This is a genomic window from Flavobacterium sp. J27, assembly GCF_004303025.1.
In the GTDB taxonomy this organism is placed as follows: domain Bacteria; phylum Bacteroidota; class Bacteroidia; order Flavobacteriales; family Flavobacteriaceae; genus Flavobacterium.
In genome coordinates, this window is sequence record NZ_PJQW01000016.1 from 68341 (window position 1) to 90862 (window position 22522).

A 22522-nucleotide genomic window follows, 5' to 3' on the forward strand; every position below is an offset into this window, starting at 1 on the left:
CAATAAAATAGAAAGAATAATAAAATTTTTCATAGTCTATAAGTTAATTATTTGAAATATAAAAGTATAGTTTTTAATTATTTAAATTATATTTTCGCGTGATTTTAATTTTAACTTAAATTTTATGAAAAAAAAATTACTGCTTTTTGTATTTTTATTAACCTCAATGCTTAGTTTTTCTCAATACAAAATTGAAAATGTATCCATGACTTATGGAGAGGAAATTACTGAAGAAAAGGGAAAGATTATTAAAATTATTGGAGAAACCAATAATAAAATTTATGCTTTAGGACTTAAAGGAAAAGATAAATATTTTTTAAAAATATTTAGCTCTGGAGACATGAAATTAATTTCAAATAATCCAATTATATTGCCTGAGTTAAAAGATAAAGATGTAGACTTTGAAGAAATTGTCCTACTTGGAAATAGATTGTATGTTGTAGGGAGTGTGTATCATAGAAAAGATAAAATATTCACTCTTGTAGGAATAGAATATTCTGAAGATGGTAAATTAAGTAAAAACATGATTACTATGTTTGAAGCTGAAGTTGCTAAAAGTTCAGATAGAGGTGGTTTTTACTTTAAATCTTCTCCTGATGAACAAATGCTTCTCGTAATGCATGCTTCGTTATTTGATAAGGAAGATGCAATGAAATACGATTTAAAATTATTCGATTCTAATTTGAAACCTGTTTTTTCTAATATAGATAAAGTTAGTTTTGATGATAATAAAAAAGATTTTGAATTTACTATTTCTGATTTTGATGTTAACTTTAAAGACGATGTGTTTTTAGTTATTAATGAAAGTTATAGAGATAAAAAGAAAAAGGAAAAAGTAGAAAAATTCCAAGTCTTATTATTCAAAAAAGATAGTAATTATCAAAAAGAAGTGGTAGATATAAATTTTAAAGACAAAGAGATTATTAATTGTAAAATGATGTCTACCGCTAATAATATTGTTCAATTAGTTGGTTTCTATTCTAGCGTTAGAGAAAATGGTAAAGCGAATAAAGAATTAAAAGGAATCTATAATGCTACCATTAATTTGAATAATAATCAAAATGAAAATTTAAAGTTTAATGAATTTGATTATGAAACCAAGGTAAAATTATTAGGAGAAAGAAGAGCTAAAAAAGGAAAAGATGTAAAACCTTTATATCAAATTCATTCTATAATTGAAAAAAATGATGGAGGTTTAATTGTTTTATCTGAGTATCGATTAGTTGTTGTTGGACAAAAGCAAGGAATAGGTCCATTAGCAGTTCAGCCAATAACTTATATTACAAATGAAATTATTGTAACTTGTTTAAAACCAGACGGTTCTTTAGATTGGAGTAATGTTGTAGCAAAAGATCAGTCAGCAGCTGTTACCGTTATGTCATTAAATATGTTTACAGGTGGAGGAAATGGAAATTTTAATGTTGCAGTTGGAGCTTCATTTCCATTAGCAGTAATGGGGAAAGGGCCTGAATATCTTAGTGCTATTCCAATTTACAAAGATGGTCAGTTAAATATTTTATTTAACGATAATAAAAAGAATAAAGGTGTAACAGATATTGAAGAAATTAAATCTATGGGTAATTATAATAATGCTGTCCCAACATTGTTTACTTTTGATGATAAAGGAAATATTACTAGAAAAGATCCTGAGGAAGTTATTAAGAATGAGTTAGTGTTGAGACCAGGAATTTATTATAGAAAAAATGATTATGAATATTTAATTTATGCTTCAAGAAAATCACAAGATAAATTAGGTAGAATGTTCTTAGACTAAGAGAATTAAAAGAAATAAAAAAAATCACTAGTTTATACTTAAATTAGTGATTTTTTTTATTCTATATTATTTCTAATTAATGCTATATTTGTAAAAAGACAATAAAGAGCATAAGTAAAAAAGAAATATAACTTGTGACTTTCAATTTCTAACTTTTCATGACAGGAATCGTTTATAAATCTACAGGTAGTTGGTATACTATAAAAAAAGAAGACGGAGGTTTTTTAGATTGCCGTATTAAGGGGAAATTTCGCATTAAAGGAATTAAGAGTACTAACCCAATTGCCGTTGGTGATGTTGTAGATTATCATATAGAAAATTCTACTGATGAAACAACTGGAGTTATCACCGCAATTCATGATAGAAAAAATTATATCGTTAGAAAATCGGTAAATCTTTCTAAGCAAACACATATTATTGCTTCTAATATTGATGTGGTTTTTTTATTAGTTACTATAAATAATCCAACTACCACCACTAGTTTTATAGACCGTTTTTTAGTAACAGCAGAAGCCTATGGTATTGAAGCAATTTTGGTATTTAATAAAATAGATACTTTTGATGATACTACATTAGATGAACAACTCTTTTTACAATACGTTTATGAAAATATAGGGTATAAATGCCTTAGGGTTTCTGCCAAAGAAAATAAAGGCATAGAGGAACTTAAAAAACTGATGTATCATAAAGTTTCTATGTTTTCTGGGCATTCTGGAGTAGGAAAATCAACTTTAGTAAATGCAATTGAACCTTCGCTTAATTTAAAAACAAAGCAAATTTCAGAATCGCATGCTCAAGGACAACATACCACTACTTTTGCTGAAATGTTCGATTTGTCATTTGGTGCTCAAATTATAGATACACCTGGAATTAGAGGTTTTGGTGTCGTAGATATGGAAAAAAAGGAAGTAGGAGATTATTTTCCAGAATTTTTTGCTTTAAAAGAAGCATGTAAGTTTAACAATTGTTTGCATAAAGAGGAACCAAAATGTGCTGTTAAAGAAGCTTTGGATAAAGATGAAATTTCTTGGACAAGATATAAAAGTTATCTTCAAATTTTAGAAGGTGATGAGGAACATTATAGAATAGATGACTATGCTGAAGATAGAAAAGCAAGTGATGAAACTAGAAAATCATAGTGTATGCGCGTAGTTATTCAAAGAGTTTCAGAAGCCTCTGTTGTTATTAAACAAAAGAGCGTTGCAAAAATTAATACTGGATTATTAATTTTATTAGGTATTGAAGCAGCAGATAATTTAGAAGATATTCAATGGCTTACCTCCAAAATTGTGAATCTTAGAATTTTTCCTGATGAAATGAATGTCATGAATCTTTCCTTAAAAGAGACTCATGGAGATGCTATTGTTGTGAGTCAATTTACCTTACACGCGGCTACAAAAAAAGGGAATAGACCCAGTTATATAAAAGCAGCTAGACCAGAAATCGCAATTCCTTTATATGAACAATTTATAGAATATCTAACAAAAGATTTAGGAAAACCAATACAAACGGGTCAATTTGGAGCCGATATGAAGATTCATTTAATAAATGATGGGCCTGTTACCATTTTAATAGATAGTAAAAATAAAGAATAACATATGAAAATAAAATTACTCTTTCTTCTTTTTATAAGTGCTCATTTATATGCTCAAAATGATTTTTCAGCATTACTCATTCCGAAAGAATTAAAAGAAAAGGCAAATAGTGCAGTACAATATCAGAAGGTTGATGTGATTATTAAGTCTCAAAACTTATATAAAATAAATATAAAAAGAATAACCACTGTTTTTAATGAATATGGACTGAAAAATATTGATGCCAGAGAATATTACAGCAAATCAGAAAAAATAAACAAAATTGAAGCAACAATTTATGATGCTTTTGGAAAAGAATTAAAAAAAATAAGAAGAAAAGAATTTATAGATCAAAGTGTTGCCGACGGTTTTTCTTTATTATCAGACAATCGTGTTTTATATTTAGAGTATACACCTATTCAATACCCTTTTACGATAGTGTATGAAAGTGAAAAAGAGAGTATTAATACGGCTTTTTTACCTTCTTGGATGCCTGTTGACGATTATTACGAAAGTGTTTTGAAATCTGAATTTAATATTCAATTTGTTTCTGATCTAGGGTTTAAATATAAAGAACAAAATTTTGATGGTTATACCATTGAAAGAAATGAAACATCAAGTATGATTCATTACACGGTAGAAAATATTCCAGCTTTAAAACCAGAAAGTCATTCCCCAAGTTTTAAAAATATTGTTCCCAATGTAATTTTTGGTTTAGAAAAGTTCTCTTTAGAAGGTGTAGCAGGGTCTGGTACAACATGGGAAGATTTTGGTAAAATTTATTACGATAAATTAATTAATACAACTACCGAATTAAACCCCGAAACGATAAAAAAAATTAATGATTTAACACAAGGAATTACAGATCCAATTGAAAAAGCAAAAATCATCTATAGTTATGTTCAAGGTAAAACAAGGTATGTTAGTATTCAATTAGGTATTGGTGGATGGAAACCCATGCTAGCCAAGGATGTAGATCGTTTGGGGTATGGAGATTGTAAAGCATTGTCTAATTACACAAGGGTTTTGTTAGATCATGTAGGTGTGAAATCATATTATACTGTTATTTATGGAGATAGGAATAAAAGAGATATTAATAAAGATTTTGTATCCTATCAAGGAAATCATGTTATATTAACCATTCCTTTACATGATAAAAATTATTTTTTAGAATGTACTAGTCAAACAAATCCTTTTGCTTTTGGAGGAGATTTTACTGACGATAGATATGCGTTAATGATAAAACCTGAAGGAGGCTTTATTGTAAAGACAAATGAATTTAAACCTGTAGATAGTTATCAAAAAACAATAGGTAATTATACGATTGATCAAGAAGGAAATGTAACGGCTAAAGGACAAATAGTTTCAGGTGGAATTCAATATGATAACAAAGCATTTTTGTTAAGAATTAAAGATGAAAAAGAATTGCATACGTCTTATAAAAATAGATTTAATTGGATTAGTAATTTAAAGATTGAAAAATTAGAAATTAAAGAGAATCACGAAGCTATTGAACTCGTTGAAAATATAGTTCTTTCAGCAACAAATTATTCTAATAAAGCAGGGAATACTATTTATTTTCCTATAAACCTTTTTAATAAGAACGATAATGTTCCAGATAAATACAGAAACCGCAAAAACGATTTTGTTATTATGAGAGGCTATTTTGATATTGATGAAATAGAAATCAATTTACCTAAAGAATATGATGTTGAATTTTTACCAGAGGAAATAAATTTGGATACAGAATTTGGAAACTATAAAATGAGTATAGAGAAACTTTCTAATGATAAGCTACGTTATAAAAGAGAATTTACTTTAAAAGAAGGCCATTATTCTAAAGAAAAATATGAAGACTATAGGAAATTTAGAGAAACTATATCAAAACAAGATAATTCAAAAATTGTATTAACTAAAATCTAAACAGAATGAGTTTGAAAAAAATAGGCATTGTTGTTTTATGCATAGTATTTACTAAAATAGTATGTGCCCAAAAATATGACTTGGGAGAAGTTACCATAGATGAATTAAAGGAAACACACCATCCAACAGACTCTTCGGCAGCAGCAGCAGTATTGTTTAAATTAGGAGAAACTAGATATAATTTAGATAATGATGGCAACTGGACAGTTTCAACTGAAGTAAAATATAAAATTAAAATTTATAAAAAAGAAGGTTTTGATTATGCTAATAAATCGATATCCTATTATACTGGTGGTTTTAGAAATGAAACATTAAACTTTAAAAATGCAGCTACATATAATTTAGTTAATGGTGAAATCGAAAAAACGAAACTAAAATCCGATGGAGAATTTAAAGAGGAAATTAATGAAGATGTAAAAGTGAAAAAAATTACAATGCCTCAAGTAAAAGAAGGTAGTATAATAGAGTACTCTTACACATTAAAATCACCATATATTACCACTTTAGAAGACTGGTATTTTCAAGGAAAAATACCAATGAATTATGTAGAATATAATGTGTATACACCTACTTATTTTAAATATAGAACGGTACTTATAGGTTATGAAAAGGTGGAACAAAGTGATGATGTTATTACAGGAGGAAATTTTTCTCAAAATAAAACAGCATATAAAATTAAAAACGTTCCAGCTCTTAAAGAAGAAGGATTTATAACAAATATAGATAATTATACTTCTATTTTAAAATATGAATTAGCTTCTATTTATTATCCGAATAGCACGGTTAAAAATTTTGCAATAACTTGGGATGACGTAGTTAAAAGTATTTATAAGCACGAAGGTTTTGGAAATGAATTAGAGGCTAAATCTTATTTTGAAGATGATTTGAAAACCATTCTGGAAGGGTTAACTACTCCAAATCAAAAGATGCAAGCTATTTATAATTTTGTAAAGAATAAAATGACATGGAATGAACATTTTGGGGTTATAACAGATAAAGGGGTTAGAAAAGCATACAAAGAGAAAACAGGTAATGTTGCTGAAATTAATTTAATGTTAACAGCAATGTTACGTTATGCAGGATTGGAAGCAAATCCTATTTTACTTAGTACTAGAAAAAATGGTATAGCCATGTTTCCGAATAGAACAGCATATAATTATGTAGTATCAGGTGTAGAGGTTCAAAATGATGTTATTTTATTAGATGCTACAGATAAAAATGCAACAGTAAACTTGTTACCTTTACGAGCAGTTAATTGGACTGGTAGAATTATAAGACCTCACGGAAGTTCCAATGAAATCGATCTTTTAAATGTGCCAATTTCAAAAGATAATGTAACTATTCTAGGAGAAATTCAACCAGAAGGTAAAGTTTCTGGAAAACTAAGACGCGTGTTGACCGATTATAATTCTTTTGTTCATAGAGATAATTTTGCTACTATAACTGAAGAAAGTTATTTGGAAAGATTAGAAAATAAATACAAAGGACTTAGTATTGAAGAGTATAAATCGGATAACTTAAAAGACATAACCAAACCAGTAGTAGAAACCTATTCTTTTACACATGAAAATGATGTAGAAGTTATAGGAGATAAAATTTATGTAAAACCAATGCTGTTTTTTGGTTTTGATGAAAACCCTTTTAAATTAGAGGAAAGAAAATATCCTGTAGACTTTACTTTCCCTTTTAAAGATACATACAATATTTCAATTAAAATTCCTGAAGGGTATGAAGTAGAATATTTGCCAACGGGTGTAAATGCGTCTATGGAGAATAATTATGCTACTTTTAAATATTTAGTGTCTATTACAAACAATAATATTCAGTTAGCTATAAACATGGATATCAACAAATTTTATATTTCTACTGAATCTTATGCTGCATTGAAAGATTTTTTTAAACTAATTGTAGAAAAACAAACTGATAAGATAATATTAAAAAAGAAAACATAATGGATATAAAAAACGCGCAACTGGCAGTTGATAATTGGATAAAAGAGCATGGTGTTCGTTACTTTAATGAATTAACCAATATGGCTCAATTAACAGAAGAAGTAGGAGAAGTAGCCCGAATTATTGCACGTAGATATGGAGAACAATCCGAAAAAGAATCTGATAAAAATAAAGATCTTGGCGAAGAATTAGCCGATGTAGTTTTTGTGGTTTTATGTTTAGCGAATCAGACAGGAGTAGATTTACAAGCTGCTTTTGATAAAAAAATGGACATAAAAACAAAGCGTGATCACGACCGCCATCATAATAATGAAAAATTAAAATAATAATAATGAAAAGTTAGTCAGTTTTTTAACTGCAATTTTTTGATACTTAATTTTATGAATCTGCTTTTAAAAAAAACGATAGCTAAACAGCAAACAGATATAATAGTTACTGGCTCTAAATCGGAAACCAATAGATTGCTATTGTTACAATCGCTATTTCCGAATATTCGATTAGAAAATATTTCAAAATCGGATGATTCTGAAGTTATGTTGAAAGTTTTAGAAACTTTTAAAAACAATCAAACGAATACACATCATTTTGATATTCATCATGCCGGAACCGCTATGCGATTTTTAACGGCTTATTTTTCAATACAAGAAGGACACGAAACTGTTTTAACAGGCTCTCAAAGAATGCAAGAAAGACCTATTAAAATTTTGGTAGACGCTTTACGTCAATTAGATGTTGCCATCGATTATGTAAATAATGAAGGATTTCCACCTATCCGAATTAAAGGAAAAAAAATAACAAAAAATAAAGTCACTCTTAAGGCAGATGTAAGTAGTCAGTATGTTTCTGCGTTACTTTTAATTGCTGCCAAATTAGAGAATGGTTTAGAGTTACATTTAGAAGGTGAAATAACTTCTGTGCCTTACTTAAAAATGACATTGACACTGCTGGATGAAATAGGAATAGCAACTTCTTTTAAAGATAATATTATTTCGGTAAAACCCAAAGAGATTGTTCAACTTGATCGCTCTTTAGTAATTGAATCGGATTGGTCTTCAGCTTCTTATTTTTATTCCATAATTGCCTTATCAAATATAGGTACAGAAATAACTCTTTCCAGTTATAAAAAAAGCAGTTTGCAAGGAGATGCAGCCTTAGCAACTATTTATAAAGAATTTGGAGTTGAAACAATTTTTAATGTATCAAATACAATAACACTAAAGAAAGTTAGTGTAAGTAAAAAAGAAACCTTAAACTTTGATTTGAATAACTCGCCTGATATTGCCCAAACTATAGCTGTTACTTGCTTTGGATTAGGAATAAGTTGTGATTTGTATGGATTACATACTTTAAAAATTAAAGAAACAGACCGATTAGAAGCGTTACAGATTGAACTGACTAAACTGGGAGCTTCTATTTCTGTAACTAATACCTCATTACATTTGAAAGTATCACATCAAATGAATGAAAATTGTGCTATAAAAACCTATCAAGATCACAGAATGGCTATGGCTTTTGCTCCTTTAGCACTTCGAATCAATATAATCATTGAAGAAGCTGAAGTGGTGTCCAAATCATTTCCTACCTTTTGGGAAGATTTAAAAACAATCGGGTTTTCAATTGAGAACATATAGTTTTAAATAGTATTTTAAAAATAAATCTCATTTTACTTGACAACCCCTATTTCACAATCGTATATTTGCACCCGTTTTGATTTCAGAAAAATTCTGATTTCTAAAATCTTAAATTTAAAATTTAACTATGAAGTTATCACATTTCAATTTTAATTTACCTGAGGAATTATTAGCCGAATTTCCAGCTGAAAACAGAGATGAGTCTCGTTTAATGATTGTGAATCGTAAAACAGGAACTATAGAACATAAATTATTTAAAGATATTATAGATTATTTCGATGATGGAGATGTAATGGTCTTAAATAATACCAAAGTTTTTCCTGCAAGATTGTATGGTAATAAAGAAAAAACTGGAGCACGTATCGAAGTTTTCTTGTTGAGAGAATTAAATGCAGAACAACGCTTATGGGATGTTTTGGTAGATCCAGCTCGTAAAATCCGTATTGGAAATAAACTGTATTTTGGAGATGATGATTCTCTTGTGGCTGAGGTAATTGATAACACCACTTCAAGAGGTAGAACATTACGTTTCTTATATGATGGTTCTTACGAAGAATTTAGAGAAAAATTAGTAGAACTAGGAGAAACACCTATTCCTAAATATATTAATAGAGAAGTTACTCCAGAAGATGCGGAACGTTACCAAACTATTTATGCTAAAGAAGAAGGAGCTGTTGCAGCACCAACTGCTGGATTGCACTTTTCTAAACATTTATTAAAGCGTCTTGAAATTAAAGGAGTTAATTTTGCAGAAGTTACTTTGCATGTTGGTTTAGGTACTTTTAATCCTGTTGAGGTAGAAGATTTATCGAAACACAAAATGGATTCTGAAGAGATGATTATCAGTCAAGAAGCTTGTGATGTCGTGAATAAAGCCAAACTTTCTAAGAAAAAAGTTTGTTGCGTAGGTACTACTTCTATGCGTGCTATGGAAAGTTCTGTTTCTTCTCAAAAAACATTAAATCCATATATTGGATGGACAAATAAATTTATTTATCCACCTTACGATTTTAGTATTGCAGATTGTATGATTACTAATTTCCATACGCCAAAATCAACTTTATTAATGATGGTTTCTGCCTTTTGTGGTCATGATTTAATGAAAAAAGCATACGCTGAAGCTATTGAGCAAAAATATAAGTTCTATTCTTATGGAGATGCAATGCTTATTTTATAAATAGTATATATTTAGTTTAAAAGTTATATAAAAAATCTCATCTAAATGGATGAGATTTTTTTATTTCTATCATTTTTATTACTCTATTTCTCAAAAAAATGTAATTTTTAGAAATAAGGATCTTAAATTGTTAATAGCATATAAAAACTTTTGATTAGATACATTTTTAAAGCTTTAAACTTTTCAATACTTTTACATTCAAATAGTAAAAACAATGAATTTTCAAAATACGAGAGAATTTGCTCAAGAATTAGACCGTCAAGACGAATTAGCAAAATATAGAGAAGAATTTATTTTTCCAAAGGTCAATGGTAAAGAGGTTATTTATTTTACAGGTAATTCACTTGGCTTGCAATCAAAAGCTGCAAAAAAATATGTAGAAGAGGTTATGCAAGATTGGGCTAATTTAGCAGTTGAAGGACATTTTTATGCAGACAAGCCTTGGTGGGATTACCATGAACGTTTTTGTCAACCTTTAAGCGAAATAGTGGGAGCAAAACCTACAGAAGTAGGGGTTATGAATACTTTAACGGTTAACCTTCATTTGTTGATGGTATCATTCTATCAACCTTCTGCAAAAAAATTTAAAGTTATTTGTGAAGAAAAAGCATTCCCTTCTGACCAATATATGTTTCAATCTCAAGTAGATTTTCATTCTAAAAATATTGGGTTTAACCCAAAAGATGCTATTGTGGAAATTAAAAGAAGAGAAGGTGAGCATAATATTAGAATTGAAGACGTACTTTCTAAAATTGAAGAAGTAGGAGAAGAACTGGCTTTGGTATTAATAGGTGGCGTTAATTATTATACTGGACAAGTTTTTGATATGAAAACAATAACTGAAGCTGGACATAAAGCAGGCGCATTTGTAGGCTGGGATTTGGCTCATGCTGCTGGAAATATCGAATTAAAATTACACGAATGGGATGTCGATTTTGCAGCTTGGTGTAGTTATAAATACATGAATTCAGGACCAGGAAATGCGTCAGGGTATTTTATTCATGAAAAACACCACAATGATACAACACTTTCGCGTTTTGCTGGTTGGTGGGGTCATAACAAAGAACGTCGTTTTTTAATGGAACCTCATTTTGATCCTGCTCGCAGTGCAGACGGTTGGCAAATTAGTAATTTACCAGTCTTAACATTGGCTCCATATTTGGCTTCAGTACATATGTTTGCAGAGATAGGAATGCCCAAATTAATTAAAAAAAGAGACCTAATAACGAGTTATTTAGAATTCATTCTTCACGAAATTGATGCTGAGATTGAAGGAACAGAATTTGAAATTATAACTCCTAGTAATCCAGATGAAAGAGCCTGCCAACTGTCGGTTTATTTGCATGGACAAGGAAAAGCATTATTTGATTATTTAATGAAAAATGGAGTAATTACAGATTGGAGAGAACCAAATGTAATTCGCTTAGCACCAGTTCCTTTATATTCTTCTTTCGAAGCTATGTATGAATTTGGACAAATTTTAAAAAAGGGAATTATTCAATAGATTTTTGAAATTTAAGATATGACAAAACAACAAATTATAGAGAATTTTGATCCGAGCCAACCAGGATTAGCTGATGCAACCATTTTTGGCTTGCCTTTTTCAGCAGAGCAAAGTGAAATCATTGTAATTCCTGTGCCTTGGGAAGTTACCGTAAGTTATGGTGCTGGAGCATCAGAAGGTCCAGAAGCCATTTTGGATGCTTCTTTTCAAGTGGATTTATTGCATCAAGATTTTCCAGACTTATGGAAATTAGGTATTTATATGGATGAAGTTCCTGAACATTGGGCAAAAAATTCAGAAAAATACAAAGGTTTGGCACAGCCCATTATTGAAGCTTTAGAAAATGGAGAAGATATAGCTACTTTTCCTGCTTTGCAATCTGATTTAGATAAGATCAACAAAGTTTGTAGAAACATGCATACGGAAGTAAAAGAACGTGTATTGTATTGGATGGAAAAAGGAAAAAAAGTAGTTCTTTTAGGAGGAGATCATTCTACACCACTAGGTTATTATGAGGCCTTAGCATCCAAATACGAAAGTTTTGGTATTTTACATTTAGATGCGCACATGGATTTACGAATTGCTTATGAAGGATTTACGTATTCTCATGCTTCGATAATGTATAATGCATTGCAATTGCCTCAAATTAGTAAAATTGTACAAGTTGGTATTCGCGATTTCTGTAAACAAGAAGTAGATGTCGTTACAAAAGAAAATGGAAGAGTATTGGTACACACCGATTTAGATTTGAAAAAGCAATTATTTGAAGGGAATACATGGCAACATTTATGCGACACGATTATTAATTCTTTACCGAGAAAAGTTTGTGTTTCTTTTGATATCGATGCTATGGATGCTTTATATTGCCCTAATACAGGAACACCAGTTCCAGGAGGATTAACTTATGAACAAGCTGTTTACCTGTTAAACAGATTAGTAGAATCGGGGAAAGAAATTATTGGTTTCGATTTAGTAGAAGTAGCACCAGGGGAAAATGATTGGGATGGAAATGTAGGCGCAAGAATGTTGTTCCAAATGTGTGGTGCTTTTGCCAAATCACAAAAAATGGAGGTTGGAGAAAAAATAGTGTTTGAAAAATAAAGTAGGAATGAGCAAGGTTTTGCTTTTCGTCTTCCTAATTTTTCAAGTTGGTTACTCACAACAGAAACTTACAGAAGTTCAAAAATTAGCTACTACTTGTAAAATTTGGGGATTTCTGAAATATTATCATCCCAATGTTGCTGTTGGTCAGTATAATTGGGATGAACAATTGTTTTCTATTCTGCCAAAAGTTGAGAAAAGTACTACTAAAGAAGATTTCTCAGCAGTAATTGAAAATTGGATAGCGTCACTAGGGGATGTTTCTAAAATTGAAATTATTGATAAGCATCCAGAAGAAAACTATTTTTATAAAAATTTAGATTTTTCGTGGTTTACTAATTCTTCTCTTTTTTCAGATAAGCTTTCCAATATGTTACATTTTATAAAAGAGAATCGTTATCAAGGCAAACAATTTTATATTTACATGAAAACGGATGCTGGAGGGAAGGGTATACGTGAGGTTGAAATGGATGAACCAGGAGGAATACCTAGTTTGCAACATGAAAAAAGACCTGAGGCTTTTACTTGGAAAGAAAAGAAATATCGCTTATTAACGTTATTTAGATATTGGAATTTAATAGAATACTTTGCTCCAAATAAATATCTTACAGATAAAAAATGGAATCAATGTTTAAATGATATTCTCCCTAATATAATTTTTGCAAAAGATGAATTGTCTTATAATTATGCATTGTTGGAACTAGTGACTAATTTAAACGACAGTCATGCAACTTATTATATTTCGGACCATAATCCTAATTTGTTGATACCATTTTATCCTAATTTTTTACCTGTGCTTCTAAATATAGTTGAAGATAAATTTGTAGTTACAAAAATTTTGAATGACTCTTTGGCTAAAAAAAATGATTTGAAAGTTGGAGATGTAATCTTAAAATTAAATCATAAAACATTAGAAGACTATAAAAACGAATATAGAAATAAAATTCCAGCATCAAACGAAGCTTATTTTGAAAAGAATCTTTTATTACAATTAAGGAGATTACCTGCAAAAAAAATAGATATAAAATTTGAAAGGAATGGAAAAATAAAGAAAAAAAGTATTGAGTTGTATTCTGATACTTTTTTTGATGATCTAAAAAAAGCGATTAATGGGGAGAAATATAAAGTTATTGAAGGTAATATTGCATATCTCAATTTGGAAAATATTTATGAGGAAGATTTAAAAATTATTCTTCCATTGATAAAAAACACAAAAGGATTAATAATCGATATTCGGAATTATCCTAACGGTGTTCATTTAGAGTTAGCCAAATTTTTAAATCCATCTCCAAAAGAATATGTGAAACAAATATATGCAGATTTAAAATATCCAGGTCGTTTTATATGGGAAAAAACTTTATTGTGTGGAGAGTATAATCCTGATAATTATAAAGGTAAAGTAGTTATTTTAGTAAATAAAGAGACCATAAGTCACGCAGAATGGACTGCTATGTGTTTGCAAGTATCTGAAAACGCAATCGTAATGGGTAGCCAAACTGCAGGTGCTGATGGCTGGAATGCTTCAGTTAAAATCATTTTTAATCACTTTGTCACTACTTTTACAGGTAAAGGCGTTTTTTATCCTGCTGGAAAAGAGACCCAACGTATAGGAATAATTCCAGATATTGAAGTATTACCCACAATTGAAGGTATTCGAAACAACAAAGATGAAGTTTTAGAAAGAGCTATAGAATATATAAATCTAGGGTTTTAAAAGCTTTTTTTTTAGTAAATATTGTTTAAATATAAACTTTTAAAAAAATAATGTAAAATGAATCATAGCTTTTGCGTGTAATTTTGAATTGTTAATTTAAAGATCAGAATTATGAAAAAGTTAATAATAGCCTCAGTAGTATTAGTGTCGATGTTTTCATGTAAACACACTGATGCAGAAATGGAATTAGCAAAACAAGAAGTGTTGGATTCAATACAAGTGGCTCAAGAAAAACAACGTGTTATAGATTCTATGGAACTTGTTGCTGCAAGACAAAAAGAAGTGATATATGTAGATAATACACAAGCAGCACCAGAAAGAAAAGGAATGAGTAATACAGCTAAAGGAGCATTAATTGGTGCAGGTGTTGGTGCCGCAACTGGTGCAATTGTCAGTGATAAAAAAGGTACAGGTGCTATTATTGGCGGTTTAGCTGGTGCAGGTGTGGGTGCAGGTACAGGTGCTATTATAGATGATAAAAAGAAGAAAGAATAAAATATAAAATATAGTTTATAGGTTAGGTTGGTTAAAAAGGGTTGGAAGAATTGTTTTTTCCAACTCTTTTTTTATAAATGAATTGTAAAATCACAAAATTATGATTTCTAATTATAAAAATTCTAGGATTCATTGAGCTACCATCTTTTTATTACTTATTTTTGTGAGAAGAAACTGTTTGTAATGCAAAATCCCAAAGAAATTGCTGTAGTAGGTGCTGGCTTGGTCGGTTCGCTATTAGCTATATATTTAAAAAGAGCAGGACACCAAGTCCAAGTCTACGATAGAAGTCCAGATATTAGAAAAATAAATTTCACAGGACGTTCCATAAATTTAGTTTTATCCAATAGAGGTTTACGTGCGTTAAAAGAAGTAAACTTAGATCAAGAAATCATAAAAATTGGTATTCCAGTTGATAAACGTTGTATTCATACAGGTCAAAACACCTTAACGTATCAGTCATATGGTAAAGACGGTGAAGTAATCTATTCCTTGTCTAGGGGTTTGTTAAACAAAAAAATGGTCGACTTAGCGGTGGCTGAAGGAATCGATTTTCATTTTGAAAGTAAGATTTGGGATGTTACCTTGTCAACAGCAACCTTGCATACTGGTCAAGAAGAAAGAGGAGAATGGACCGAATTAAAACATGATTTGGTTTTTGGAGCAGATGGTGCATTTTCAAGAATTAGACATAGAATGCAACGACAAAGTATGTTTAACTATTCGCAAGAATTCTTACAATTAGGTTATAAAGAATTGCATATTCCAGCTAATCCAGATGGAACACATAAATTAGATAAACATTCGTTACATATTTGGCCCAGAGGACAATTTATGTTGATGGCTTTGGCTAATTTAGATGGTACATTTACTTGTACTTTGTTTATGCCTCATGATGGAGACAATTCTTTTGCTTCCTTGAAAAACGAACAAGACTTAGTGCGTTTCTTTGCCGAACATTTTCCAGATACCAAAGAGGTAATTCCAAATTTGGTGGAAGATTTCTTTAAAAACCCTACCTCATATTTAGTAACGATGAAATGTTATCCATGGACGTATGCTGATAAAGTGGCTTTAATAGGAGATGCTTGTCATGCTATTGTGCCTTTTTATGGTCATGGAATGAATGCAGGTTTTGAAGATATTACCGTGTTAACAGAAATGATGTCAAAATATGGAGATGATTGGGCCAACTTATTAAACGATTATGAAAATTCTCGTAAACCAGATACAGATGCTATAGCGGAATTATCATATCGAAACTTTATTGAAATGAGTTCCAAAACGGCAGATCCAAAGTTTATTTTACAGAAAAAAATTGAGAGATGGTTTTCTGAGAAACATCCAGATAAATGGGTGCCATTATATGGTATGGTTACCTTTAGTCATCAACCATATTCTGAGGCCTTAGCTATAGGTGATAAACAAGATGCCATTATGCAGGAAATTCTGGCTATAGACAATATTGAACAAATCTGGGAAACCGAACCTATTGAGCAACATATCTTAGCATTGTTAGCAGAAAATTAATTTTTTTGTATACAGAAATAAAGATTACATTTGATAGAATATAATCTTTTTTTTATGGTAGAGGCTTTACTTTTAATTGTTTTAGTGTTGTTGTTACTTATTTTATCGAACTTAAATTCGAAGAATAAAGAAATACAAAATTCTATTTATAGGTTGCATGAGAAATTTAACGAGCTTAAAAAGGAATTAGATACTAAAACTTTTGGAAAAGAACAGGTAAAAGAAACAACACAAGAAGCAATTGTTAAAGAGCAAGTGATTGAACCTGTAATAGTTCAAAAACCTATAGAAGTAGTTCCTGAGAAAAAAGAGCCAGAAATTATAAAGCCAATTGCTGAGAAACCAATTGAAATAGTTGCTAAAATTGAAGCAAAACCAGTTTCAGAAAAAGTAGCTACTCCTAGAGTAATGCCTGTCTCTAAAAAATCTTGGTACGAAACCTTTAAAGAAAACAATCCTGATTTAGAAAAATTTATAGGCGAAAACCTAATTAACAAAATAGGAATTCTAATTCTCGTTTTAGGAATAAGTTTCTTTGTGAAATTTGCCATAGATAAAGACTGGATCAATGAACCTGCTCGTGTCGGAATTGGAATTTTGGCAGGCTCTTTAGTGATGTTTATCGCCAATAAACTAAGAAAAAATTATGCTGCTTTTAGCTCGGTATTAGTTGCTGGAGCAGTAAGCATTTTTTATTTTACAATTTCTATAGCTTTTCATGATTACCATTTATTCAGTCAAACGGTAGCGTTTATCATTATGGTCGTGATTACGGCTTTTAGTAGCCTAGTTTCTGTTTCTTATAATCGTCAGGAATTAGCTGTTTTGTCCTTAATTGGAGGTTTTGCTGTTCCTTTTATGGTAAGTACAGGATCAGGTAATTATGTTGTATTATTTACTTATATCGCTATTTTAAACTGTGGAATTTTGGCTATTGCCTATTTTAAAAAATGGAATATAGTTACAGTTTTATCCTTTGTGTTTACTACTTTATTATTTTTATCTTGGTACGTTAAAGAATTATTTGATAACAAATTGCCTCATCAAGGTGCGTTAACCTTCGCTACCTTATTCTACTTTATCTTTAGTATTACTTTAGTGGTTAATAACATTAGAAAAAAGGGAACCTTCACTCTAATTGAATATTTTATTTTAATTCTAAATACTTTTTTCTTTTTTGGAATAGGTATGGGAATTATACATAATTGGGGTATAAATATTAAAGGTCTTTTTACCGTATTATTAGCCGTTTATAACTTAGTATATGCTGCTATTTTATATAAGAAATTTGGTTTAGATAAAAATGCAGTCTACCTATTAATTGGTTTAGCACTTACGTTTGTTACCTTAACAATACCCATTCAGTTTGAAGGCAATCAAATCACTATATTTTGGGCTACTGAAGCTGTGTTATTGTTTTGGTTGTCGCAGAAATCGAAAATTACCTATTTTAAGACAGGAGCTTTTATAGTTCAAATATTAACTGTAATAAGCTTATTTTTAGATTGGATTAAATATAATTACTATGATGCAAATTATCCCATTATTTTAAATTCTTTATTTATTTCAGGTTTCGTGGTGAGTGTTTCATTTTTCTTAGCGTATAAAATACTTCAAAATGAAGATGAGAAAGTTAAAATTGCTTTATTTTCAATATCTTTTTATAAAAAAATACTTTTAGCCATCGGGATACTAGTTACTTATTTTACTGGTTTTTTAGAAATAACCTATCAAGCGAATCAATTTTATATCAATACAGCTTCAGCTTTGTCTTTGTCTGTTGTTTATCACTTTGTTTTTGTAACTCTTTTATTAATTTTGGTAACCCAACTTAAACAGGTTTTCCTCAGGAAAATTACTTTAATTGTAGCAATTATTTCAACTTTCTTTTACATAATTCGTTTTTATAGTTTACCCAATGAAGAATTAGTGGAGAATTTTATCCGAAACACTACCACATCTTTAGCGTTTTATTTTCATTATATTGTATTGGGTTGTCTAATTTATTTTGGATACCAATTATTGAAACTAACCCAATCTGAACCTAAAATTCAGTTTTTGCAAATGAAAATAATGCCTTGGCTGTTTGTATTTGCAACAGTTTATATTTTAAGTAATGAAATAATGGTGCATAGTCTTCAGTTCTCTAAAGGAAATATTGATACAGTTTATTTTGAAAAGACTTTTTCAAGAAAAACAATTACAAGTCCTTATGAAACGAGTGATTATCTTAGGGAAGAATATTTAAATACTGAATTTGATAAAGTAAAACGACAAATTGTAAAAATTGGTTATCCTATTCTATGGGGATTGTTTTCTTTTGTATTCTTAATTATTGGTATTAAAAAGCAATGGAAAAACCTTCGTATTATTGCGCTTTCTTTGTTAGGAATAACTATTTTAAAATTATTTGCCTACGATATTAAAAATGTTTCCGAAACAGGTAAAATTATAGCCTTTATTCTATTAGGTGTTTTAATTTTAATTATTTCTTTTGTGTATCAAAAAATTAAAAAGTTAGTAGTAGATGAACAACCAAAATCGAATGCAGATGAAAAAGTGGATTAGTTCAGTAGTTTTAGTAGGCTCATTTTTGGGTTGGTCCCAAAATTATAAAGGAGAAATAAAAAATATACAAAGCGATAGTTTGTATCAAATTCAACTTGCTCCTGAAATTAGAGCTGTGTCTCATGAAGATTTACGTTATTTTAGAATTTTTGATACCAATAAAAAGGAAGTGCCTTATGTTATATCCAATTATAATGGTGAATCAGAAAGATATACTTCATTTAAGATTGTTTCTAAAAAAAGTATAAAAGATTCGATTACATCAATTGTAATTCAAAACGAAACAACTAAGAAAATTAATCAATTCAATTTGAATGTAAGTAATGCTGCACTTACGAAGCAATACAATATAAGTGGTAGTTATAATCAAGAAGAATGGTTTGGATTAGTAGAGAACGAAACCTTAAAAGATCTGATTGCAATAAAGGGTACCGCTTTAGAAAAAACTATTTTTTTTCCTGTTAATGATTACCCTTATTTACGAATTGAGTTTAATGATAAAACGTCACTTCCTATTCATATACAAGCGATAGGAGTGTATGAAAATCAATTTTTTCCTGAAGAACCAATTGAAGTCAAAACTTTTACTTATAAAAGTATTGAAAATAAAGAAAGAAGAGTAACCCAAGTTGTGTTTTCTGCAGAAAAGAGCTATCAAATAGACGCTATTTCCTTTGAAATCGCAACTGAATTATATGCACGTGAAGCTAGAATTACGAGAAAAGAAGAAATAAAAAACAAGAAAACAACTACCATAAGAGATCAACTTTTAAGTTCATTCCTTTTAAATTCAAAAATGAATTCAAAAATTAAAGTTAGTAATTTGAAAGAAAAAGAATTCACTATTGAAATTGAAAACAAGGACAATCAACCATTGGAAATTACAAATATCCAATTATTTCAAAATCCGATTACTATTATTTCAAGATTAAAAGCCAATGAGAAGTATGAAGTGGTTATTGATTCTACCTATTCAAAACCAACCTATGATTTGGTTAATTTTATGGAAAGTTTTCCTGTTGGAATGCCTAAAGCAACAATAACTAATTTTCATAAAATTGAGAAAGAGAAACACATAAAGGAAAAGTCTTTTTGGCAAACTAATGGATTCATGTGGCTTTGTATTGTTTTAGGAATAGGTATTGTAGTTTATTTTGCTTTAGGTTTATTGAAAGACATGAAAGAGGAGTAACTTAAATTCACGTTTTTAACATCAAAAGGAATTTAAATTAAATTATACTTATTTTTTATTAGTTCACTACGCTTCCTCTCGATGTGCTTTCTGAAAGTCAAATGCTGGTTTACAAATCGCAAGATATTCACAAGGTAATTCAAAAGGATTGGAATATTGGACTCTAGTGTTTGCTTCAATTCGTATCGATTGACCAGCTTCTAAAACAATTGTTTCTCCCTCAATAATGAATTGTTTTTTACCAGAAATAATATAAGTGTATTCTTCAAATTCTGGAGTTTGAAAAGGTTCGTTCCAACCTGGTGGTGCAACCATATGTGCAATAGAAATAGCATGATTATTTGTGGCAACACTACCGTGATGTTCTTCTATTAATTTACCATCTGTAGTAGGTACTACAAAAGGTTTTTTTTGTAGGGTGTATTTTTTCATTGTGATGTCATTGCGAGGGACGAAGCAATCTCCTCATTATAATTAAACAATCATTATATTTTCAATTTCGCTAAATAAATCATTCCAGTCAGGATTCATTTTTTCTATTAACCCTATTTTTGTAGCTCTTGAACCAGCTTTAAGTTGTTTTTCTCTTGCAATAGCATCTCCAATCTGCTGAAAATGCTCAAAATAAACTAATTTATTCAAATTATATCTAGAAGAAAATGAATTTTCATATCGTTTTTCTATGTGTTGCAAAATCCTTTTTGGCAAATTACTTGTAACTCCGATGTATAAAGTGGTATTGTTTTTATTGGTAACTATATATACGAATCCTGGTTTCATTTGTATGAAGTTTAGTTTTAGATTGCTTCGTTCCTCGCAATGACTAATTATTACTTCTTCAGCATTTTCATTAATACACCCATTGCTCCTCTAATAAAAGTAGCACTTGTTAATACTTTTACCACTCCTTTTGTAACCGTATTTGTTGTAGACGAACTCCTTCTAGACGAACTCGCTTTTTTGGCTTCTTTTTCTTTTTGTTTTTCAGCTTCTTCTTTAGCTGCAGCTATTTGCGCTTCTTCCATTTTTTTTCCTAAAATTTCATAAGCACTTTCTCTGTCAATTACTTCGTTGTATTTCCTAGTTAATTTAGATTTTGCAATACATTCATTAATTTCAGGTTCTGTTAAAACATCCATTCTACTCATTGGAGCACGAAGCATAGTAGCCGCAAGAGGTGTGGGTATTCCTTTTTCATTTAAAGCGGTTACGAAAGCTTCTCCAATTCCTAACGAAGTAAGCACTTCATCTGTTTTGTAATATTCTGAAATAGGATAATTTTGCGAAGTTTCTTTAATTGCTTTTCTGTCATTTGCGGTAAAGGCACGTAAAGCATGTTGGATTTTTAAACCCAATTGAGCCAAAACACTACTTGGAACATCCATAGGATTTTGTGTAATAAAATAAACGCCAATACCTTTGGAACGAATTAGTTTTACAATCGCCTCAATTTGATCGAGTAGTGCTTTGCTAGCCTGATCAAAAATTAAATGCGCTTCATCTATAAAAATGATTAACTCAGGTCTTCCAGCATCGCCTTGTTCTGGCATAGTGTTGTAAATTTCAGCCAATAAGCTTAACATAAAAGTTGAGAAAAGTTTGGGTTTATCCTGAATATCTGTTAAACGAATAATGTTGATATAGCCATTCCCGTTTTGATCAATGCGCATTAAATCGTCTACTTCAAATGATTTTTCTCCAAAAAAGAGTTCGGCACCTTGTTGTTCTAATTCTATGATTTTTCTTAAAATCGAACCCGTAGAGGAGGTTGAAATTCGACCATATTCTTTTTCAAACTCTTCTTTTCCTTCTTCGGTAGAATATTGAAGCGCTTTTTTAAAATCTTTTAAATCTAAAAGAGGAATTTGTCTATCGTCACAGTACTTAAAAATAACCGATACGACTCCAGATTGAGTGTCGTTTAAATCTAAAATACGGGAAAACAAAACTGGACCAAATTCTGAAACTGTAGCGCGTAATCGCACTCCGTTTTGTTCTGAAATAGTCATGAGTTCTACAGGAAAACCTTTAGTTTCGTATGGGAGTGTAATTTTAGCATGTCTTTCTGTAATAAAAGGTTTCTCTTCTCCAGGAACCGCAATTCCAGAAAAATCACCTTTAATATCCATCATTAAAACAGGAATTCCATTTTGTGAAAGTTGTTCAGATAAAACCTGTATCGTTTTAGTTTTACCGGTTCCAGTTGCACCAGCTATTAAACCATGACGATTTAATGTTTTTAATGGAATAGTTACATGCGTATTAGCTACTGGTTCGCCATCTAAAATGGCACCACCAAGCGTAATAAAATCTCCTTTACAAGTATAACCTTCAACGATATGTTTGCTAAAATCTTCTGTTCTGCTCATTGTTTTTGAATTTTCAAC

Annotated in this window: 18 protein-coding genes; 15 read left to right on the top strand and 3 right to left on the bottom strand. The window is 30.0% G+C overall.

The annotated features are described in order from the left end of the window. Positions 1 to 124: 124 nt before the first annotated feature. The 15 genes from CX675_RS17975 (at position 125) to CX675_RS18045 (ending at position 20135) form a co-directional block, all read left to right on the top strand. Positions 125 to 1774: a hypothetical protein gene (locus CX675_RS17975; protein WP_130736637.1), complete on the top strand. Its 1650-nt coding sequence runs from the start codon at positions 125 to 127 to the stop codon at positions 1772 to 1774. Positions 1775 to 1932: 158 nt separating this feature from the next. Then, positions 1933 to 2913 (top strand): ribosome small subunit-dependent GTPase A, encoded by a 981-nt coding sequence (gene rsgA, locus CX675_RS17980; protein WP_130736638.1) that lies wholly within the window; start codon positions 1933 to 1935, stop codon positions 2911 to 2913. A 3-nt stretch (positions 2914 to 2916) separates the two neighbouring features. After that, positions 2917 to 3369, top strand: coding sequence for a D-aminoacyl-tRNA deacylase (gene dtd, locus CX675_RS17985; protein WP_130736639.1), 453 nt, complete (start codon positions 2917 to 2919; stop codon positions 3367 to 3369). Positions 3370 to 3372: 3 nt separating this feature from the next. Continuing rightward, positions 3373 to 5271 carry a DUF3857 domain-containing protein gene (locus tag CX675_RS17990; protein ID WP_130736640.1) on the top strand — a complete coding sequence of 633 codons (1899 nt, stop codon included), beginning with the start codon at positions 3373 to 3375 and terminating at the stop codon, positions 5269 to 5271. 5 nt (positions 5272 to 5276) lie between these two features. Continuing rightward, a complete protein-coding gene (locus tag CX675_RS17995; RefSeq protein WP_130736641.1) occupies positions 5277 to 7223 on the top strand; it encodes a DUF3857 domain-containing protein in 1947 nt (648 codons plus the stop codon). After that, positions 7223 to 7549 (top strand): nucleotide pyrophosphohydrolase, encoded by a 327-nt coding sequence (locus CX675_RS18000; RefSeq protein WP_130736642.1) that lies wholly within the window; start codon positions 7223 to 7225, stop codon positions 7547 to 7549. The genes CX675_RS17995 and CX675_RS18000 overlap by 1 nt, the downstream gene beginning before the upstream one ends. Before the next feature lie 54 nt (positions 7550 to 7603). Next, positions 7604 to 8854, top strand: a complete 1251-nt coding sequence (locus CX675_RS18005; protein WP_130736643.1) for a 3-phosphoshikimate 1-carboxyvinyltransferase — start codon at positions 7604 to 7606, stop codon at positions 8852 to 8854. 127 nt (positions 8855 to 8981) lie between these two features. Beyond that, complete coding sequence (gene queA / locus CX675_RS18010) at positions 8982 to 10031, top strand: tRNA preQ1(34) S-adenosylmethionine ribosyltransferase-isomerase QueA (protein ID WP_130736644.1); 1050 nt, start codon at positions 8982 to 8984, stop codon at positions 10029 to 10031. A 214-nt stretch (positions 10032 to 10245) separates the two neighbouring features. After that, positions 10246 to 11535, top strand: a complete 1290-nt coding sequence (gene kynU / locus CX675_RS18015) for a kynureninase (RefSeq protein WP_130736645.1) — start codon at positions 10246 to 10248, stop codon at positions 11533 to 11535. An 18-nt stretch (positions 11536 to 11553) separates the two neighbouring features. Next, positions 11554 to 12636, top strand: coding sequence for an agmatinase family protein (locus CX675_RS18020; protein ID WP_130736646.1), 1083 nt, complete (start codon positions 11554 to 11556; stop codon positions 12634 to 12636). Next, on the top strand, positions 12626 to 14350 hold the full coding sequence (locus CX675_RS18025) for a S41 family peptidase (RefSeq protein ID WP_165396087.1): 1725 nt from the start codon (positions 12626 to 12628) through the stop codon (positions 14348 to 14350). Before CX675_RS18020 ends, CX675_RS18025 begins: the two co-directional genes overlap by 11 nt. A 111-nt stretch (positions 14351 to 14461) precedes the next feature. Then, the gene (locus CX675_RS18030) at positions 14462 to 14845 is read left to right on the top strand and encodes a YMGG-like glycine zipper-containing protein (RefSeq protein WP_130736648.1); all 384 of its coding nucleotides are present in this window, start codon (positions 14462 to 14464) and stop codon (positions 14843 to 14845) included. A 183-nt stretch (positions 14846 to 15028) separates the two neighbouring features. Continuing rightward, positions 15029 to 16375, top strand: coding sequence for an NAD(P)/FAD-dependent oxidoreductase (locus CX675_RS18035; protein WP_130736649.1), 1347 nt, complete (start codon positions 15029 to 15031; stop codon positions 16373 to 16375). A 54-nt stretch (positions 16376 to 16429) separates the two neighbouring features. After that, the gene (locus CX675_RS18040; RefSeq protein WP_130736650.1) at positions 16430 to 18943 is read left to right on the top strand and encodes a DUF2339 domain-containing protein; all 2514 of its coding nucleotides are present in this window, start codon (positions 16430 to 16432) and stop codon (positions 18941 to 18943) included. Further along, complete coding sequence (locus tag CX675_RS18045; protein WP_130736651.1) at positions 18927 to 20135, top strand: hypothetical protein; 1209 nt, start codon at positions 18927 to 18929, stop codon at positions 20133 to 20135. Before CX675_RS18040 ends, CX675_RS18045 begins: the two co-directional genes overlap by 17 nt. Before the next feature lie 66 nt (positions 20136 to 20201). On the opposite strand, the gene CX675_RS18050 is transcribed toward CX675_RS18045, so the two are convergent. The 3 genes from CX675_RS18050 to CX675_RS18060 are packed head-to-tail and all read right to left on the bottom strand — an operon-like array spanning position 20202 to position 22504. Next, the gene (locus CX675_RS18050) at positions 20202 to 20567 is read right to left on the bottom strand and encodes a cupin domain-containing protein (RefSeq protein ID WP_130736652.1); all 366 of its coding nucleotides are present in this window, start codon (positions 20565 to 20567) and stop codon (positions 20202 to 20204) included. Between the two features lie 42 nt (positions 20568 to 20609). Further along, positions 20610 to 20915, bottom strand: a complete 306-nt coding sequence (locus CX675_RS18055) for a GIY-YIG nuclease family protein (protein ID WP_130736653.1) — start codon at positions 20913 to 20915, stop codon at positions 20610 to 20612. Between the two features lie 50 nt (positions 20916 to 20965). After that, positions 20966 to 22504 (bottom strand): helicase HerA-like domain-containing protein, encoded by a 1539-nt coding sequence (locus CX675_RS18060; RefSeq protein WP_130736654.1) that lies wholly within the window; start codon positions 22502 to 22504, stop codon positions 20966 to 20968. Between the last annotated feature and the right edge of the window lie 18 nt (positions 22505 to 22522).